Origin of the sequence: Paenibacillus hebaui (assembly GCF_051934385.1) — a bacterium.
Taxonomy (GTDB): Bacteria; Bacillota; Bacilli; order Paenibacillales; family Paenibacillaceae; genus Paenibacillus.
Map to the genome: position 1 here is coordinate 6,368,856 of NZ_CP196836.1, position 16,447 is coordinate 6,385,302.

Below are 16,447 nucleotides of genomic sequence, written 5' to 3' on the forward strand. Positions count from 1 at the left end.
GAAGCGGTTACTCCGCTCCGACCTCTGTACCCTCAAGGTTGAGGCTGAGCTTATCGCTCGCAGCGTCATCTTCATCGTCCATTTCTTTCATTTCAATCTCTTGCTCATCTTCGCTCAAAATCTTAACGTCCATACCCAAGCTTTGCAGCTCTTTAATCAATACCTTGAATGATTCAGGAACGCCTGGTTCTGGAACATTCTCGCCTTTGACGATAGACTCGTACGTTTTCACCCGACCTACAACATCATCGGACTTAACCGTCAAGATTTCTTGCAGTGTATAGGCCGCGCCATAAGCCTCAAGCGCCCATACTTCCATCTCCCCGAAACGTTGTCCACCGAACTGGGCTTTACCACCCAGAGGCTGTTGCGTAACGAGTGAGTAAGGACCTGTGGAACGAGCATGGATTTTATCATCAACCATGTGCGCCAGTTTGATCATATGCATGACGCCTACAGTAACTTCACGTTCGAACTCTTCACCTGTACGACCATCGTACAGAACGGTTTTACCATTACGTTGCATACCTGCTTCTTCCATCGTATCGAAGACATCATACTCCTTCGCTCCGTCGAATACAGGGGTAGCTACGTGAATACCGAGCTGCATGGCTGCCATACCCAAGTGAACTTCAAGCACTTGACCAATGTTCATCCGGGAAGGTACGCCCAACGGGTTAAGAACGATTTGAACTGGTGTACCGTCCGGCAGGAAAGGCATATCTTCTTCCGGCAAAATACGGGCCACGACCCCTTTGTTACCGTGACGTCCGGCCATTTTATCACCCTCGGAAATTTTCCGTTTTTGAGCGATATAGACACGAACGAGTTGGTTAACACCAGGAGGCAGTTCATCGCCGTTTTCACGTGTGAACACTTTTACGTCGACTACGATTCCGTCAGTACCGTGAGGTACACGCAAGGAAGTATCACGTACTTCACGCGCTTTCTCACCGAAGATCGCATGCAGGAGACGCTCTTCTGCAGTAAGTTCTGTTACGCCTTTTGGCGTCACTTTACCAACCAGAATGTCACCAGCACTGATTTCAGCACCAATCCGGATAATACCGCGCTCATCCAAGTTACGCAGCGCTTCTTCCCCAACGTTCGGGATATCACGTGTAATCTCTTCAGGTCCGAGCTTGGTATCACGCGCTTCCGACTCATATTCCTCGATGTGGATGGATGTGTATACATCTTCCTTAACGAGTTTTTCACTGAGTAGGATCGCATCCTCGTAGTTGTAACCTTCCCAAGTCATGAAGGCAACGACAACGTTACGTCCCAGAGCAAGTTCACCCATCTCCGTCGAAGGACCATCTGCAAGGATGTCCCCAGCTTTGACAGCAGCTCCTCTTTTAACAATCGGACGCTGGTTAATGCATGTTCCTTGGTTCGAACGCATAAATTTGTGTAATTTATATTTAACAATATCGCCTTTGACTTCTGAACCATCAACTTCTTCGATACGACGCAACCAAATCTCGTTCGCAGTAGATCGTTCAATAATTCCGTCATAATCGGAGACAATACATACACCGGAATCTTTCGCGGCTTTGTGTTCCATACCTGTTCCCACAAGTGGTGCTTTAGGAATCAAAAGTGGAACGGCCTGCCGCTGCATGTTCGATCCCATGAGCGCACGGTTGGAGTCATCGTTCTCAAGGAACGGAATAAGCGCTGTAGCGACGGATACAACTTGCTTAGGAGATACGTCCATGTAGTCAACGCGCTCACTCGGCATCGTAAGGATGTTATCCGATTGCTTGTTATAACGTACAATGATCGCTTCTTCTTCAAATGTACTATCTTCATTCAGCTTCGCATTCGCTTGAGCGATTACATAGTTGTCCTCTTCGTCTGCTGTCAGGTAATCGATTTGTTTGGTTACAACACCTGTCTTCGGATCAACCCAGCGATACGGGGCTTCAATGAAACCATATTCGTTCACACGAGCAAATGTAGACAAGGAGTTAATCAAACCAATGTTCGGTCCCTCTGGAGTCTCAATCGGACACATCCGGCCATAGTGGGATGGATGGACGTCACGGACTTCCATACCTGCGCGCTCACGCGTCAAACCACCAGGTCCGAGTGCAGACAGACGACGTTTATGCGTCAACTCACCCAGCGGGTTCGTCTGATCCATAAACTGCGACAGTTGGGAGCTACCAAAGAACTCTTTAATCGATGCAATAACAGGACGTATGTTAATCAAAGCCTGTGGTGTAATGACGTTAGCATCCTGAATGGACATTCTCTCACGAACAACGCGTTCCATACGGGACAAACCGATACGGAACTGGTTTTGCAAGAGCTCACCCACTGAACGCAAACGACGGTTACCCAGGTGATCAATATCATCCGTGCTACCAATACCCTGTAGAAGGTTAAGGAAATAACTAATAGACGAAATGATATCCGCCGGGGTTACGTTCTTAACGGACTTGTCAATGTTCCCATTGGCAATCAGTTTGACAACTTTACCGTCTTCAATCGGTGAAAACACATCAATTGTTTGCATAGGGATATCATTGGCATCCAAAACACCGTTACCAACGTGATACGTGCGGAAACCAACGCTTTTCTCCAGATACGGCATGATTTCATCCAACAAACGACGATCAACCATTTGGCCCGCTTCAGCGATGATTTCACCCGTCTCGGTATCAATGAGAGACTCAGCCAAACGCTGATTGAATAAACGGTTCTTGATGTGAAGCTTTTTATTCATTTTGTAACGACCTACATTAGCCAGGTCATAACGTTTTGGATCAAAGAAACGTGCTACGAGCAAGCTTTTCGCGTTATCAAGCGTTGGTGGCTCACCCGGGCGAAGACGCTCATAAATCTCAATCAGCGCTTTCTCCGTGGAATCTGTGTTGTCTTTGTCCAGCGTGTTGCGAATATATTCGTCATTACCGAGCAGATCCAGAATCTCAGCGTCTGTGCCAAAACCAAGTGAACGCAGGAGAACCGTAACCGGTATTTTACGTGTACGGTCGATCCGGACGTAAACAACATCCTTCGCGTCCATCTCCAGTTCGAGCCAAGCGCCGCGGTTAGGAATAACTGTAGCGGTATACGTTTTTTTGGCGTTTTTATCTACTTTGGTACTGAAGTAAACGCTAGGAGAGCGAACCAACTGGCTGACAATAACCCGTTCCGCACCATTAATAATAAATGTGCCGGTGTTGGTCATCAGCGGGAAATCTCCCATGAATACTTCCTGCTCTTTGACTTCTCCGGTTTCCTTATTAATGAGCCGGACTTTAACCCGAAGCGGTGCTGCATAAGTAACGTCACGCTCTTTCGCGTCGTCTACTGTATACTTCGGTTCACCGAGACTGTAATCGATAAATTCCAAAATCAAGTTACCTGTGAAATCCTGGATCGGCGAGATATCCTGGAACATTTCGCGCAACCCTACCTCCAAAAACCAATCGTAAGATTTTTGTTGGATTTCAATCAGGTTCGGAACTTCGAGTATCTCGTTAATTCGTGCATAACTGCGCCGAGTGCGTCGACCATATTGAACAAGATGTCCTGCCAACTTAAACTCACCCCTCAATGTCTACTCACTTTAAAAATTTCGTTGCGAACCTCTGTTTGTAACCTTATAATGGTACACATACAGACGAAAGCAATTCATCCACAAATAAAGAAAAGCCCTTACTCGAATGTCGTTCGAAAAAAGAGCAACTTTGATCGGCAGATGTCTTTCCAAACCACACTTATCCCCAGTTTGCCCAAAATGTACATATTATACGCCAAACGTTGGCATAATAAGCCCGTTCGGCGTAAAAAAAGGTTGACATTTATAGTTAGCTAAAGCCAAATAGGGCATCTTAATACTGACATTTTACAATAATACCACGCCCTGAATTTCAAGTCAATAGTCCTATTGCGAAAAAAATGCTAGCCTGCTTACTTTACAAATCAAGAATTAGCCTAAAGTCAGCTCTCCCATTTTCACCGCTTTGAAAATCCGGTAGCCTTTATCCTTCGTCACTTCTTCCACTCGTCCAAACAAAGATTCCAACTTCGATTTCGCCGATGGTGCCCCCTGCTTCTTCTGAATGACAATCCATAACGCCCCGCCTACCTTCAAATGACGATGTGCCTGTTCAAAAATAGTATGCACGGTTTCCTTACCCGCACGGATAGGAGGATTGGTCAGAACCACGTCAAAGTCTTCCTTTTCAACCTCTGCCAGTAGATTACTTTGCATAACCGTTACATTCGTTATTCCGTTCGCTTTTGCATTTTCCCTGGAAAGCTCAACCGCTCTCTCATTGATATCGATCATGGTGACATGTCCGTCCGGCACAAGCTTGGCTGCCGTGAGACCAATGGGTCCATACCCACAGCCCACATCCAGAACATGAGCTCCAGCAGGCAAATCAATAGCATCAATTAACACTCTGCTGCCGTAATCGATTCCGTTTTTGGAAAATACACCTGCATCTGTAACGAGCCGCAATTTCCATCCACGTAATTCCGCTTCTGTAGCCCGTCTGTCATGTGCCACCTGCGGTTTGTCCGAATAATAATGATTGGACATGTCCTCACTCACTTTCCATTTACAATTACAGCAACAAACCCCTTGATATAAGTCAAGGGGTTTGTTGTTTTGTTCATCCAGCTTATATGAAAGCTAAATTATTTAACTTCTACAGAAGCGCCTGCTTCTTCAAGCTTAGCTTTAACTGCTTCTGCTTCTTCTTTAGCAACTTTTTCTTTCAGAGCTTTTGGTGCGTTGTCAACCAGTTCTTTTGCTTCTTTCAGGCCAAGACCTGTGATTTCGCGAACTGCTTTGATAACGTTGATTTTGGAAGCACCAGCGCTAGTCAAGATTACGTCGAACTCGGATTGCTCAGCTTCTGCAACAGCAGCTCCAGCACCTGCAGCAGCTACTGGAGCTGCAGCAGTTACGCCGAATTCTTCTTCGATTGCTTTAACAAGATCGTTCAGTTCCAGTACAGTCATGCCTTTGATTGCTTCCAAGATTTGCTCTTTACTCATGATTGAACCTCCATATATAATTTTATTTTTTTTGTAATTCGTTGCTGCCTAAGCAACATTCAGATCAAGTTGCTTACGCGCCTTGCTCTTCTTTATCCGCAACTGCCTTAACCGCAAGCGCGAAGTTGCGCACTGGTGCTTGAAGCACGCTGAGGAGCATGGAGAGGAGACCTTCGCGGGAAGGAAGTTCTGCCAATGCTTTCACTTCTTCTGCTCCGATTACGCGACCTTCTACAACTGCACCTTTTAATTCCAGTGCATCGTTCTTTTTCGCGAAGTCGTTCAGAATTTTGGCTGGAGCCACAACGTCGTCTGCGCTGAATGCAATCGCAGTAGGACCTGTGAGTACTTCATTAAGTTCTCCCAGTTCTGCTGCAGTAGCTGCGCGGCGAAGCAACGTGTTTTTCAGCACTTGGAATTCGATTCCGGCTTCACGAAGCTGCTTACGCAGCTCAGTTACTTGGGCAACGTTCAAACCGCGATAGTCAACAACAACGGTCGTAGCGCTCTCGCGCAATTTTGCTGTTACTGCATCAACGGACTCTTGTTTTGCTTGAATCACTTTTGCGTTTGCCAAACTGTACACCTCCTGATCAAATTTATCCCATTAAGAAAAGCCTCCGTAGATTCACGAAGGCTTGATATATACTCATAACCGATTTGCATCGTTCTAAGTTCTATAATCACACCTCGGTAGGAAATTAAGCCAACTGGCACCTACTGTCTACGGTAAGCATATTCAAATGTCAACGGTCAGTCACTCGGACTCACAACTTTTATAGATTATCAGAACAGGACAAGCCTGTCAAGAACTATTATCTAAAAGCTGCTGCGTTCACGCGTGCGCCAGGGCCCATCGTGGAAGAAAGACTAAGATTCTTCAGATAAACGCCTTTTGCTGCCGCCGGTTTAGCGCGATTCAATGCTTCCATGAGAGCTTTAAGGTTCTCATTCAATTGCTCTGCAGAGAAAGAAGCTTTACCGATCGGTGCATGAATTTGACCTGCACGATCCAGACGATATTCGATTTTACCGGCTTTAATTTCTTGAACAGCCTTGGATACATCGAAAGTTACCGTTCCGGCTTTAGGGTTAGGCATCAGACCTTTACCGCCGAGCAGACGGCCCAATTTACCTACTTCACTCATCATATCCGGTGTCGCTACGCAGACGTCGAATTCGAACCAACCTTGTTGGATTTTGTTGATCATATCTGCATCACCAACATAATCCGCGCCAGCTGCTTCCGCTTCTTTCGCTTTGTCACCTTTTGCAAATACCAATACGCGTTGTGTTTTACCTGTGCCGTGTGGCAAGACAACAACACCACGTACAGCCTGGTCTTGCTTACGCGGGTCTACACCCAAGCGCACTACTGCTTCGATAGTTTCATCGAATTTTGCAGTTGCTGCTTTCTTCACAAGCTCTACAGCTTCAGAAGACTCGTAAGTTGCTTCGCTGTCGATCAGCTTAGCAGCTTCCAGGTACTTTTTACCGTGTTTAGCCATGTTTTATTCCTCCTTTGTGGTGTTAGCGGATATACCTCCCACATCAACCGGCCGCGAATCGACCGGCATTACGAAGCCATGTTTCCAGATGAAAAATTAGTCTTCGATGGTGATACCCATGCTGCGGGCAGTACCTTCGACCATACGCATTGCGGACTCTACGTCTGCTGCATTCAGGTCAGGCATTTTTTGTTCTGCGATTTGACGCACCGCATCACGTTTAACAGTAGCAACTTTTTTCTTATTCGGTTCGCCGGATCCTTTTTCTACTTTAGCTGCCACTTTCAACAGAACTGCTGCTGGTGGAGTTTTAGTAATGAAAGTAAAGGAACGATCTTCGAATACTGTGATTTCAACAGGAATAATCAATCCCGCTTGATCGGCTGTACGAGCATTGAACTCTTTACAGAATGCCATGATGTTGACACCTGCTTGACCCAAAGCTGGACCTACCGGAGGCGCTGGATTCGCTTTACCTGCTGGAATCTGAAGTTTTACCATTTTGATTACCTTTTTTGCCATGATTGACACCTCCTTGCAAAATAGTGGTCAACGGGCCTTTCAGCCCTCCCACAAGAAACTCGAAGAGACTATATCTTCTCCACTTGTGTGTATTCCAACTCAAGCGGCGTTTCCCGTCCAAACATGTTCACGTGCACTTTCAACTTGCTTTTGTCTACCAAAATTTCTTCCACGGAGCCCACAAAATTCGCAAAAGGACCAACTTTAATACGTACGGATTCCTTAATTTCGAATTCAATTTTAGGCTTAGGTTCAACCATGCCCATGTGCTTCAGAATTTGTTCCACTTCTTCAGGCAACAATGCAGTTGGTTTGGACCCGGAACCTGTCGAACCGACAAATCCCGTAACACCTGGTGTGTTGCGAACAACATACCAAGAGTCATCCGTCTGGACCATTTCCACCAAGACATATCCGGGGTAAACTTTACGCATAACGGTTTTTTTCTTACCGTCTTTGTTTACCACTTCTTCTTCCATAGGAACAAGAACGCGGAAAATCTTGTCTTCCATGCCCATGGACTCTACGCGTTTTTCCAAATTGGCTTTGACCTTGTTCTCATACCCTGAATAGGTATGAACGACGTACCATCTTTTCTCCATATCAAGCCACCTGGGACCCTTCTTAAATAATCGCTTCGATCACAGCGGAGATGCCGATATCAACGACCCAAAAAAATAGCGTCATAACCACAACAGTACCAAGAACGATCAATGTGTAGTTGGTCAGCTCTTTACGATTAGGCCAGCGAACTTTTTTAAGTTCAGCCCAGCTTTCTGTGAAAAAGGAAATCAGAGATTTGAAACTTCGTTTCACGCCGACTACACCTCCAAAAACTATCTGGTTTCGCGATGAGAAGTCTGCTCGTTACAAAACTTGCAAAATTTCTTCATCTCCATGCGGTCGGGGTGATTACGCTTGTTTTTTGTCGTAGTGTAATTTCTTTGTTTGCAGTTAGTACAAGCCAAAGTAATAATTACCCGCATGATGTACACCTCCCGAAGACTTCCACATTGAAGCGGAGTCTCTAAATTGATCCTGAAAAAAAAGCCACAAATTTAGGCCTACCTAAATCACTTTATCACAAGGGTATAGCCATGTCAATGAAAGAATAGCCTTTCATCATTGGGTAAAAGTTCCGTATACACACATTAGGTTTCGCATCTCTGATTTATCTCTTCTCCTGCATGGACCGAGCGATTACTAGTATAATCATTCTTTCACTTTATAAACTTGAAGCAGCAAAAAAAGACTCAAATCCCGAGCCTTTTCCGTCAACGACAACAGTGTTCAATTATCTCGAACTTCCAGGTACTTTTCAAGTTTGCGCTTAACGCGCTGAAGTGCATTATCAATGGACTTCACATGTCTGTCCAAATCTACTGCAATCTCTTGATAAGATCTCCCGTCCAGATACAACATCAATACTTTACGTTCCAGATCACTTAGTATCTCCGACATCTTATCTTCCAGGCCCACAAACTCTTCCTGATTGATAATAAGCTCTTCCGGATCACTGACCTGGGTTCCACAAATCACATCGAGTAACGTACGATCGGACTCTTCGTCATAAATAGGCTTGTCCAGAGATACATAAGAATTAAGCGGAATATGCTTCTGACGTGTTGCTGTCTTAATCGCCGTAATAATCTGTCGTGTAATGCACAGTTCGGCAAAGGCCTTGAAAGAAGCCAGCTTGTCCCCTTTAAAATCTCGTATGGATTTATAGAGTCCAATCATTCCTTCTTGAATGATATCTTCCCGGTCTGCCCCAATCAGAAAATAAGATCTTGCCTTGGCGCGTACAAAGTTGCGATATTTGTTAATCAAAAACTCTAACGCTTCGCTTTCGCCTTCACGGAAAGCTTCGACAATGTCTTCGTCACTTTGGTAATCATACTTAGCTAACATGATATCTTTGAGGTCGACACTCACAGACAATCCCTCCGGCTGCAACGCAAGGTACCCCGTTACTCTACTCTATGAAATATAGGATCAGTATATATGATGGTACCTCACACCGTCAACCACGCTCTGCCTAAAAAAGAACATCAATAACATAAATGTCAAGAGTTTCAATATTCTAAAATTTGTAAAATGGTACTGTTATTCCCGCCGCCATCGCTCAAACTGCTTCAAAACATCCGGACTCAATTTTCCCCCGAGTGTATTACGCGTTGCTTTAGCCTGATCTTCTTCCAGACGTTTCTGTAACTCTTTTTCGTTCTGCTCTACTTCGATCAGCAATTCCCTTGCAGATACACGCAGTGCTCCCTGTCCAAAAATGATATGCTGCTCTACCATATCGCTTGTAGCCACATAGATACGGCGTCTTCGCGTGCTTAGTTCCCGAACGAGTCTCTCAATGCATTCGTCTGCCGTCTCTTTTTCCTTAGTAAAATAAATCTGCAATTTGCTCTGGGTGAAGGATTTTCCGAGTCCAGGCACGAGGTAGGCGTCAAAAACAACAATGACTCGCAGACCGGAGAAAGCCTGGTAGTCGGCTAGACGAAAGAGAAGCCTATTTCGGGCCTCCTCCAATCCACTCTCCGCTAGTCTGGATAGCTCCGGCCAATCACCAATCATGTTGTACCCGTCTACAAGAAGCACATCACGGGAATCAGCCATATCTTCTATTCCTGCGCTTGGCGCGAGCGAAGCACCTCATACATGATAACACCCGCCGCTACGGAAGCGTTCAGGGAATTAATCTGACCCTGCATCGGCAATTTAATCAACACATCGCACTTTTCGCGAATGAGTCGTCCCATCCCCTTATTTTCGTTCCCGATCACAAGTGCTACCGGGCCCGTAAAGACTCCGTTGCCGAATACCTTCTCTTGGGCATCGACATCCGTACCCACAACCCATACGCCCTCTTCCTTAAGACGGTCGATGGTTTGTCCCAAGTTACTTACACGAGCCACTGGCACGTACTCTACTGCACCTGCAGATGTTTTGGATACCGTTACCGTCACTGCTGCCGAGCGCCGCTTAGGCACAATGACACCATGGGCCCCCGTGCAGTCAGCCGTCCGCAAAATCGAACCGAGATTATGAGGATCTTCAATCTCATCCAGCAAAATCAAAAAAGGATGCTCATTTTTTGCTGCCGCCGCGGCAAGAATGTCTTCTACCTCCACATAGGCGTAAGGTGCCGCTTGGGCAACCACACCCTGGTGTTGAACACCTGGAACCGTTTGATCCAGTTTACGCTTGTCTACATGCTGAATGACAATACCCAGTTTTCTCGCTTCAGCGATGATGGCCTGCGTCAAATGTTTCTGTGCTGTATCAGCAATCCATATTTTATTAATTGTCCGGCCTGAACGCAGCGCCTCCGTCACGGAGTGTTTACCCGCGATCCATTCTTCTTCCATCGTTGTTCGATCCTCTCTATAACGTCCTGCTGGCATCTACATCTGAGTAGGCTGCCCCCACAGAAACGGCTTTGTTAGAATTTCTGTTATTTAGTCGGCACTTTCGAATTCGAATTCTGTTCGGCATATTCAATGCCCCGACTTATTAGTTCAATCATACGATCATGTCGACCGCTGCTGTACAGGTAACCAATCAGACACTCCAAAGCCGTGGCATGTCTATATTCCAATACATCTGCATTTTTGGGAATACTGCCCGACTTGGCGTTTCGTCCTTGTCTTACAATGTCACATTCTTCTTCGGTTAGTTCAGTCTCAATACCTGTAAGGATTCGGCTCTGAGCCTTTGCTGATACCAGCCCCGTTGCACTCCGATGCAGATGGTTGGGACGCATGTTAGCTTTGGACAAGAGATACTGCCGTACGGCCACTTCATACACCGCATCACCAATATAGGCTAGTGCAATGGGAGGAATCAACCGGGCAGGCCTGGAAGGAGGATAAGGGAACCACCCTCCCTGCGCGATCTGCTCATGTTGTTTATCTATATTTTGTTCTTTCTGCTCAGCCTGCTCGACAGATTCAGACAACTTAATCGGATGTTCTTCGCTCATTTACGCCGCCATCTCATCCCTTGAGCGGTATCCTCAAGCATAATGCCTTGCGCTGAAAGCTCATCGCGAATTTCATCCGCGCGTGCCCAGTTTTTGGACTTGCGAGCTTCTGTACGTTCTTCAATCAAACGCTCAATTTCTTCATCCAAAAGTTCCGGCTCAGCGTCCGTATAGATACGCAGCACAGCATTCAGTTCACTGAACAATGCCAGAAGCGCACGAATGGCTGCTGCATTTACGACTTCCTGCTGTAACAACTGATTGGCTTCTCCAGCCCATTCAAACAGAACCGTAATCGCATCAGGGGTATTGAAATCATCCTGCATTTTCTCATGATACTGCTGACGAATCTGCTCCAGTCTCGCAGCAAACTCTGCTGAAACCTCCTGGTCCACGCTTACAGCCTGTAAACGATGGTTCAGGTTACCTACGGCATTGGCGATACGATCCACACTGTTCTGTGCCTGTTCCATCGTATCGTCCGTAAAGTTCAATGGATTACGATAGTGGGTAGACAACATGAAATAACGAAGTGCTTCGCGTTTATATTGACTCCGAAGATCTTTAACAAGAACTCCGTTACCGAGTGATTTCGACATTTTCTCGTTATCGATCCGAATAAAACCGTTGTGCATCCAATAGTTCGCGAGCGGTTTACCCGTCAATACCTCGGATTGTGCGCATTCGCACTCATGGTGCGGGAACTGCAAATCCTGTCCGCCCCCATGAATATCCAGTGTATCCCCAAGGTACTCTCTCGCCATGGCAGAACACTCGATATGCCAGCCTGGACGACCATCCCCCCATGGACTCGACCAGTAGATCTCACCTGGCTTGGCAGCCTTCCAGAGTACGAAGTCTTCCGGATGTTCCTTACGCTCATCTACCCCAATGCGGATGCCGAATTGGAGCTCCTGCAAGTTTTGTTTGGAAAGTTTGCCATATTCCGCGAATTTGCCTGTGCGATAATACACATCACCGCCATTTTCATAAGCAAATCCCTTTTCAACCAGCTCACGGATAAAATCAATAATGAGCGGCATGTTCTCTGTCACTCTCGGATTGCTGCTCGCCCTGGGAATACCCAATCCTTCCAGATCATCGTAATAAGCAGCAATAAATTTCTCTGCGACATGAGGAACATCTGTCCCCAGTTGTTCGGCTTTGCGAATGAGTTTGTCATCGACATCGGTAAAGTTCACAACATAGTTTACCTCATGTCCTGTCTGTTCCAGATATCCTCGAACCGTGTCAAAAAAGATAACCGGGCGTGCATTCCCGATATGAATGTAATCATATACTGTTGGTCCGCAGACATACATTTTTACTTTTCCCGGCTCTTGGGGAACAAAATTCTCTTTGGTACGACTCATCGTATTGTAAATTTGAAGCGTCATAGTCACTTTCCTTTCATCCGTATCCATCATTATTCTATTGTACCACGCACGGGCTCATTTTCATGGGTACTCTGCAGAGTACGCACTTCCTCCCGCAATCGTTCGATTTCTTGTTGCATACTGCGCAGGGAATCGATCACTGGATCGGGAAGCTGCTGATTCAGACGATCCACCCGGCGACCGTCTTGCTTCACAATTCTGCCGGGTATGCCTACAACGGTACTGTTCGAAGGCACTTCCTTAAGCACGACGGAGTTAGCTCCAATGTTGCATTGATCCCCCACGCTGAAAGAACCCAGCACTTTGGCTCCAGATGAGATAACCACATTATTGCCAATCGTCGGATGTCTCTTTCCTTTTTCTTTCCCTGTTCCGCCAAGGGTAACCCCCTGATAAATAACAACGTCATCGCCAATCTCACACGTTTCCCCAATGACAACTCCCATGCCGTGATCAATAAATAACCGATTGCCAATCGTAGCCCCGGGATGGATCTCAATCCCTGTCATAAAACGGCTGGTCTGCGAAATGAACCGGGCGAACGAGAACCATTTCCGCTTGTATAAAAAATGTGCCATCCGGTGCGCCCATATCGCATGCAGCCCAGAGTAAGTAAATACCACCTCAAACCATCCCCGGGCCGCCGGATCGTTTTCAAACACCGCCTGGATATCTGATCTGATCTTCTTGAACATGCTCGTTCCCCTCTTGTTCAGGTCTTCGTCCTCCGGCTTACCGGACGGCGCGGCCCTCATATGGTAGTGTATTGCCGACTCTCCCTAAACAAAAAAAACGCCCCTGCAGCTATTTAAGCTGCAGAGGCGTTTATCGCGGTCCCACTCTGCTTGGTCCGTGCCTTAACATATCAGGACTGATCAGCCGATTAAAGCCGCTTCATATCCTTTTACAATTAAGAACGAACCCTCCATAGTTCTATAACGGAAACCAACCGTCACAACCTATCCTGACGTTTTCCTCTGTTGTTCTAACAAGAGGCGGGGCCGGATTCGGCTGCGCAGCTCACGGGTGCATTTCGATTGACAGACAGTGGATGGCTCACAGCCACCGCAGCAAAGAACTTCATTCTTTGCCTGCGGGACCATCCTCTCTGAATCTGCCCGGCTCAATCTACTCTCCCGGTCTTTGCTGTTCTATGATAAATAAAATCATGTCATTTAACCTTTGTGTTGCTATTATAGCGAAAAGGTTATGGACTGACAACAACCTTCCTTCATGTCGGTCCCGAGTCTACCATCTTACACAAGTCCATGGCAGAGTGGAAAACGAGTATGTCCTAAGCGCCTTTTACCTGAGCACGCAATCGATCGATAACCGTATCACGGCCAAGCAGTACGATCGTTTGGTTCAGATCACGGCCATGAGTCTGTCCCGTCAGGGCTACACGGATCGGCATAAAGAGCTGTTTCCCCTTAAATCCGGTTTCCTTCTGCACTTCCTTGATGAGGGCGGCCATCTTGCTTGGTGTGAACTCATCGCTAGCTTGTACTTTGTCAGCAAAAGCCTTTAGAACTGTAGGTACCTGCTCCTCGGCCAGTACAGTAGCACCTTCACTTTCCAGTTCCAGATGGGAACGGAAGAATACTTCCGACAATTCCACAATATCCGATGCTGAATTCATCTGCTCCTGGTAGAGGTGAACGAGCTTATATGCCCATTCTTTCTGTTCTCCAGATAATTCGGAAGCAATACGCCCCGCCTTTTGCAGATGTGGAATCGCCATTTCAGCAATACGATCCGGGTCCGCGTGTTTGATATAGTGGTTGTTCAAATGAGCCAGCTTGTGGGTATCAAATACCGCCGGGCTCTTGGACAAACGTTTTGTATCAAAAATGGAGATCAGCTGCTCTTGCGAGAAAATTTCCTCTTCTCCTTCAGGAGACCATCCAAGCAAGGAGATGAAGTTAAACATCGCTTCCGGCAAATAGCCGAGCTGATCATACTGTTCAATAAACTGAATAACGGATTCGTCCCGTTTACTCAACTTCTTGTGGTTCTCGTTCACGATCAGCGTCATATGACCGAATTGCGGCGGCTCCCAGCCGAGCGCTTCATAGATCATCAGTTGACGCGGCGTGTTCGAGATGTGATCTTCCCCACGTAGGACGTGGGAGATCTTCATCAAATGATCATCCACAGCAACGGCATAGTTGTACGTGGGAATGCCGTCCTTTTTCACAATGACGAAGTCGCCGGATTCCTTGCTGTTGAATGAAATTGTACCTTTAACCATATCATCGAACGTATATATGCGCTCTTCTGGTACACGGAAACGAATACTCGCCACACGTCCTTCCGCTTCAAACGCACTGCATTGCTCTGGCGTCAGATCACGGTGTTTACCCGAATAACGCGGCGTTTCTCCACGGGCGGATTGCTCTTCACGTTCTTGCTCCAACTCTTCTTCCGTGCAGTAACAACGGTACGCCCGACCTTTATCCAGCAGTTCCTGTGTATATTTGCGATAGAGATCCAGACGTTCTGTTTGACGGTATGGTCCGTATTCTCCGCCCACATCAATACTTTCGTCCCACTCAATTCCAAGCCATTTCAGGTATTTCAGCTGGCTTTCTTCCCCACCCGCAATGTTCCGCTTCACGTCCGTATCTTCAATACGAATAATGAATTTCCCGTTATTATGTTTGGCATACAAATAGTTAAACAGCGCCGTACGGGCATTCCCGATATGCAGGTGTCCCGTTGGGCTCGGCGCGTAGCGTACACGAATTTCCGTGCTCATATGATCCCCTCCGTCACTAATTGATTGATGATATCACACACGTACAAGACAAACAACGGATTGGGCAGCAATGCCCTCTCCCCGTCCAGGGAATCCCAGTTGCTCCGTTGTTGTTGCTTTCACATTCACCTGAGTTACATCCGCTTCCAGTGCCTTGGCAATAACCTCGGCCATCTGCGGAACATAAGGTGCCATCTTCGGCTTCTGTGCAATTATGGTTGAATCAATATTCCCCAGACGGTATCCGCGATCCTTCACAAGCTGCCATACATGCTCCAGTAATTTCAAACTGTCGACATCCTTGAATTCTGGATCGGTATCCGGGAAGTGTTTGCCGATATCCCCGAGTGCCAGAGCACCCAAAATGGCATCACTAATCGCGTGCAGCAGCACGTCTGCGTCCGAGTGGCCCAGCAACCCTTTTTCATAAGGAATCGTCACTCCGCCAATAATGCACGGGCGTCCTTCTACCAGCTGGTGTACATCAAATCCCTGTCCTACACGTATCATCGCTTCTTCTCTCCCTCCAGCAAAAACGCGGCGTATTCCAAATCTTCCGGCGTTGTTAATTTGATATTGGTATAACTGCCTTCCACAACCTTGACCGACATTCCCTGACGTTCAGCCAGCATCGCGTCATCTGTCCCGAGGAATCCGTCCCGTTCCGCCGACTCGTATGCGAGCAGCAGTGAAGAAAGACGAAAAGCCTGCGGGGTTTGAATGCTCCACAGACTACTGCGGTCTGGCGTCGCCGTGACGACACCCTCCGCATTCACTTGTTTGATCGTATCCTTCACCGGAACGGCCAGTACAGCTGCTCCGCCCGAGATAGCGGCATCCATACATCCTGTGATATGCTCACGGCTTATAAATGGACGTACCCCGTCGTGAACGAGGACCCATTCCGTATCCAAGGCCTTCAGGCCTTCATGGACAGAATGCTGTCTCTCTTTCCCTCCGGGGATGACACGAACACGTGACTCCAGTTGGTATTCTTTTACCCAATTCAGGCATCGTTCAACATCTGCCACTCCGGTGACCAGCACGATCTCACTGATCTCATCCATCGCTGCAAACACTTCAAGCGTATGTATGAAAACGGGCTTGTCCTGCAGCAGCAGAAACTGCTTGCTCTCGGGCGTTCCCATCCGGGTTCCCCGACCTGCCGCCACAATGACAACACCCCACCCTTTATTCATGCCGCAATCCCTGCCTTGTCTGTCAGTTTATCGTTCAGAGATGT

The 16,447-nt window shown here is 47.0% G+C and carries 18 protein-coding genes and 1 other annotated feature; all 18 genes read right to left on the reverse strand.

What is annotated here, in order from left to right:
• Positions 1-7: 7 nt before the first annotated feature.
• Positions 8-3,553, reverse strand: a complete 3,546-nt coding sequence (gene rpoB, locus ACR32F_RS28785) for a DNA-directed RNA polymerase subunit beta (RefSeq protein ID WP_440113200.1) — start codon at positions 3,551-3,553, stop codon at positions 8-10.
• A gap of 393 nt (positions 3,554-3,946) precedes the next feature.
• Positions 3,947-4,564, reverse strand: a complete 618-nt coding sequence (locus ACR32F_RS28790) for a class I SAM-dependent methyltransferase (RefSeq protein ID WP_440113203.1) — start codon at positions 4,562-4,564, stop codon at positions 3,947-3,949.
• A gap of 98 nt (positions 4,565-4,662) precedes the next feature.
• Positions 4,663-5,025 carry a 50S ribosomal protein L7/L12 gene (gene rplL, locus ACR32F_RS28795; protein ID WP_440113206.1) on the reverse strand — a complete coding sequence of 121 codons (363 nt, stop codon included), beginning with the start codon at positions 5,023-5,025 and terminating at the stop codon, positions 4,663-4,665.
• A 73-nt stretch (positions 5,026-5,098) separates the two neighbouring features.
• Entirely contained in the window at positions 5,099-5,602 is a 504-nt protein-coding gene (gene rplJ, locus ACR32F_RS28800; RefSeq protein WP_440113208.1) for a 50S ribosomal protein L10, read from the reverse strand.
• 23 nt (positions 5,603-5,625) lie between these two features.
• Positions 5,626-5,773: a sequence feature (ribosomal protein L10 leader region), on the reverse strand.
• A gap of 67 nt (positions 5,774-5,840) precedes the next feature.
• A complete protein-coding gene (gene rplA / locus ACR32F_RS28805; RefSeq protein ID WP_440113211.1) occupies positions 5,841-6,533 on the reverse strand; it encodes a 50S ribosomal protein L1 in 693 nt (230 codons plus the stop codon).
• A 96-nt stretch (positions 6,534-6,629) separates the two neighbouring features.
• Positions 6,630-7,055, reverse strand: a complete 426-nt coding sequence (rplK, locus tag ACR32F_RS28810) for a 50S ribosomal protein L11 (RefSeq protein ID WP_024633598.1) — start codon at positions 7,053-7,055, stop codon at positions 6,630-6,632.
• A gap of 68 nt (positions 7,056-7,123) precedes the next feature.
• Positions 7,124-7,657 carry a transcription termination/antitermination protein NusG gene (nusG, locus tag ACR32F_RS28815; RefSeq protein ID WP_145336484.1) on the reverse strand — a complete coding sequence of 178 codons (534 nt, stop codon included), beginning with the start codon at positions 7,655-7,657 and terminating at the stop codon, positions 7,124-7,126.
• A 22-nt stretch (positions 7,658-7,679) separates the two neighbouring features.
• Positions 7,680-7,871: a preprotein translocase subunit SecE gene (gene secE, locus ACR32F_RS28820; protein WP_440113216.1), complete on the reverse strand. Its 192-nt coding sequence runs from the start codon at positions 7,869-7,871 to the stop codon at positions 7,680-7,682.
• Positions 7,872-7,891: 20 nt separating this feature from the next.
• A complete protein-coding gene (gene rpmG / locus ACR32F_RS28825; protein ID WP_072735843.1) occupies positions 7,892-8,041 on the reverse strand; it encodes a 50S ribosomal protein L33 in 150 nt (49 codons plus the stop codon).
• Positions 8,042-8,345: 304 nt separating this feature from the next.
• A complete protein-coding gene (gene sigH / locus ACR32F_RS28830; protein ID WP_440113219.1) occupies positions 8,346-8,990 on the reverse strand; it encodes an RNA polymerase sporulation sigma factor SigH in 645 nt (214 codons plus the stop codon).
• A 171-nt stretch (positions 8,991-9,161) separates the two neighbouring features.
• Positions 9,162-9,683 carry an NYN domain-containing protein gene (locus tag ACR32F_RS28835; protein WP_440113222.1) on the reverse strand — a complete coding sequence of 174 codons (522 nt, stop codon included), beginning with the start codon at positions 9,681-9,683 and terminating at the stop codon, positions 9,162-9,164.
• A gap of 5 nt (positions 9,684-9,688) precedes the next feature.
• Entirely contained in the window at positions 9,689-10,435 is a 747-nt protein-coding gene (gene rlmB, locus ACR32F_RS28840; protein WP_440113224.1) for a 23S rRNA (guanosine(2251)-2'-O)-methyltransferase RlmB, read from the reverse strand.
• Positions 10,436-10,521: 86 nt separating this feature from the next.
• On the reverse strand, positions 10,522-11,049 hold the full coding sequence (locus ACR32F_RS28845) for a Mini-ribonuclease 3 (protein ID WP_440113227.1): 528 nt from the start codon (positions 11,047-11,049) through the stop codon (positions 10,522-10,524).
• Complete coding sequence (cysS, locus tag ACR32F_RS28850; protein ID WP_440113230.1) at positions 11,046-12,446, reverse strand: cysteine--tRNA ligase; 1,401 nt, start codon at positions 12,444-12,446, stop codon at positions 11,046-11,048. Before cysS ends, ACR32F_RS28845 begins: the two co-directional genes overlap by 4 nt.
• Positions 12,447-12,475: 29 nt before the next feature.
• On the reverse strand, positions 12,476-13,141 hold the full coding sequence (cysE, locus tag ACR32F_RS28855) for a serine O-acetyltransferase (protein ID WP_440113233.1): 666 nt from the start codon (positions 13,139-13,141) through the stop codon (positions 12,476-12,478).
• A 599-nt stretch (positions 13,142-13,740) separates the two neighbouring features.
• Positions 13,741-15,204, reverse strand: a complete 1,464-nt coding sequence (gene gltX, locus ACR32F_RS28860) for a glutamate--tRNA ligase (protein ID WP_440113236.1) — start codon at positions 15,202-15,204, stop codon at positions 13,741-13,743.
• 33 nt (positions 15,205-15,237) lie between these two features.
• Complete coding sequence (gene ispF / locus ACR32F_RS28865; RefSeq protein WP_440113239.1) at positions 15,238-15,714, reverse strand: 2-C-methyl-D-erythritol 2,4-cyclodiphosphate synthase; 477 nt, start codon at positions 15,712-15,714, stop codon at positions 15,238-15,240.
• Positions 15,711-16,403: a 2-C-methyl-D-erythritol 4-phosphate cytidylyltransferase gene (gene ispD, locus ACR32F_RS28870; RefSeq protein ID WP_440113242.1), complete on the reverse strand. Its 693-nt coding sequence runs from the start codon at positions 16,401-16,403 to the stop codon at positions 15,711-15,713. Before ispD ends, ispF begins: the two co-directional genes overlap by 4 nt.
• Positions 16,404-16,447: the final 44 nt, after the last annotated feature.

Bases quoted from the DNA above. Each gene is read 5' to 3' on its own strand.
- ACR32F_RS28790 (WP_440113203.1), bottom strand. From the start codon at position 4,564: ATGTCCAATCATTATTATTCGGACAAACCGCAGGTGGCACATGACAGA.
- rplL (WP_440113206.1), bottom strand. From the start codon at position 5,025: ATGAGTAAAGAGCAAATCTTGGAAGCAATCAAAGGCATGACTGTACTG.
- rplA (WP_440113211.1), bottom strand. From the start codon at position 6,533: ATGGCTAAACACGGTAAAAAGTACCTGGAAGCTGCTAAGCTGATCGAC.
- rplK (WP_024633598.1), bottom strand. From the start codon at position 7,055: ATGGCAAAAAAGGTAATCAAAATGGTAAAACTTCAGATTCCAGCAGGT.
- nusG (WP_145336484.1), bottom strand. From the start codon at position 7,657: ATGGAGAAAAGATGGTACGTCGTTCATACCTATTCAGGGTATGAGAAC.
- rpmG (WP_072735843.1), bottom strand. From the start codon at position 8,041: ATGCGGGTAATTATTACTTTGGCTTGTACTAACTGCAAACAAAGAAAT.
- ACR32F_RS28835 (WP_440113222.1), bottom strand. From the start codon at position 9,683: ATGGCTGATTCCCGTGATGTGCTTCTTGTAGACGGGTACAACATGATT.
- rlmB (WP_440113224.1), bottom strand. From the start codon at position 10,435: ATGGAAGAAGAATGGATCGCGGGTAAACACTCCGTGACGGAGGCGCTG.
- ACR32F_RS28845 (WP_440113227.1), bottom strand. From the start codon at position 11,049: ATGAGCGAAGAACATCCGATTAAGTTGTCTGAATCTGTCGAGCAGGCT.
- cysS (WP_440113230.1), bottom strand. From the start codon at position 12,446: ATGACGCTTCAAATTTACAATACGATGAGTCGTACCAAAGAGAATTTT.
- cysE (WP_440113233.1), bottom strand. From the start codon at position 13,141: ATGTTCAAGAAGATCAGATCAGATATCCAGGCGGTGTTTGAAAACGAT.
- gltX (WP_440113236.1), bottom strand. From the start codon at position 15,204: ATGAGCACGGAAATTCGTGTACGCTACGCGCCGAGCCCAACGGGACAC.
- ispF (WP_440113239.1), bottom strand. From the start codon at position 15,714: ATGATACGTGTAGGACAGGGATTTGATGTACACCAGCTGGTAGAAGGA.
- ispD (WP_440113242.1), bottom strand. From the start codon at position 16,403: ATGAATAAAGGGTGGGGTGTTGTCATTGTGGCGGCAGGTCGGGGAACC.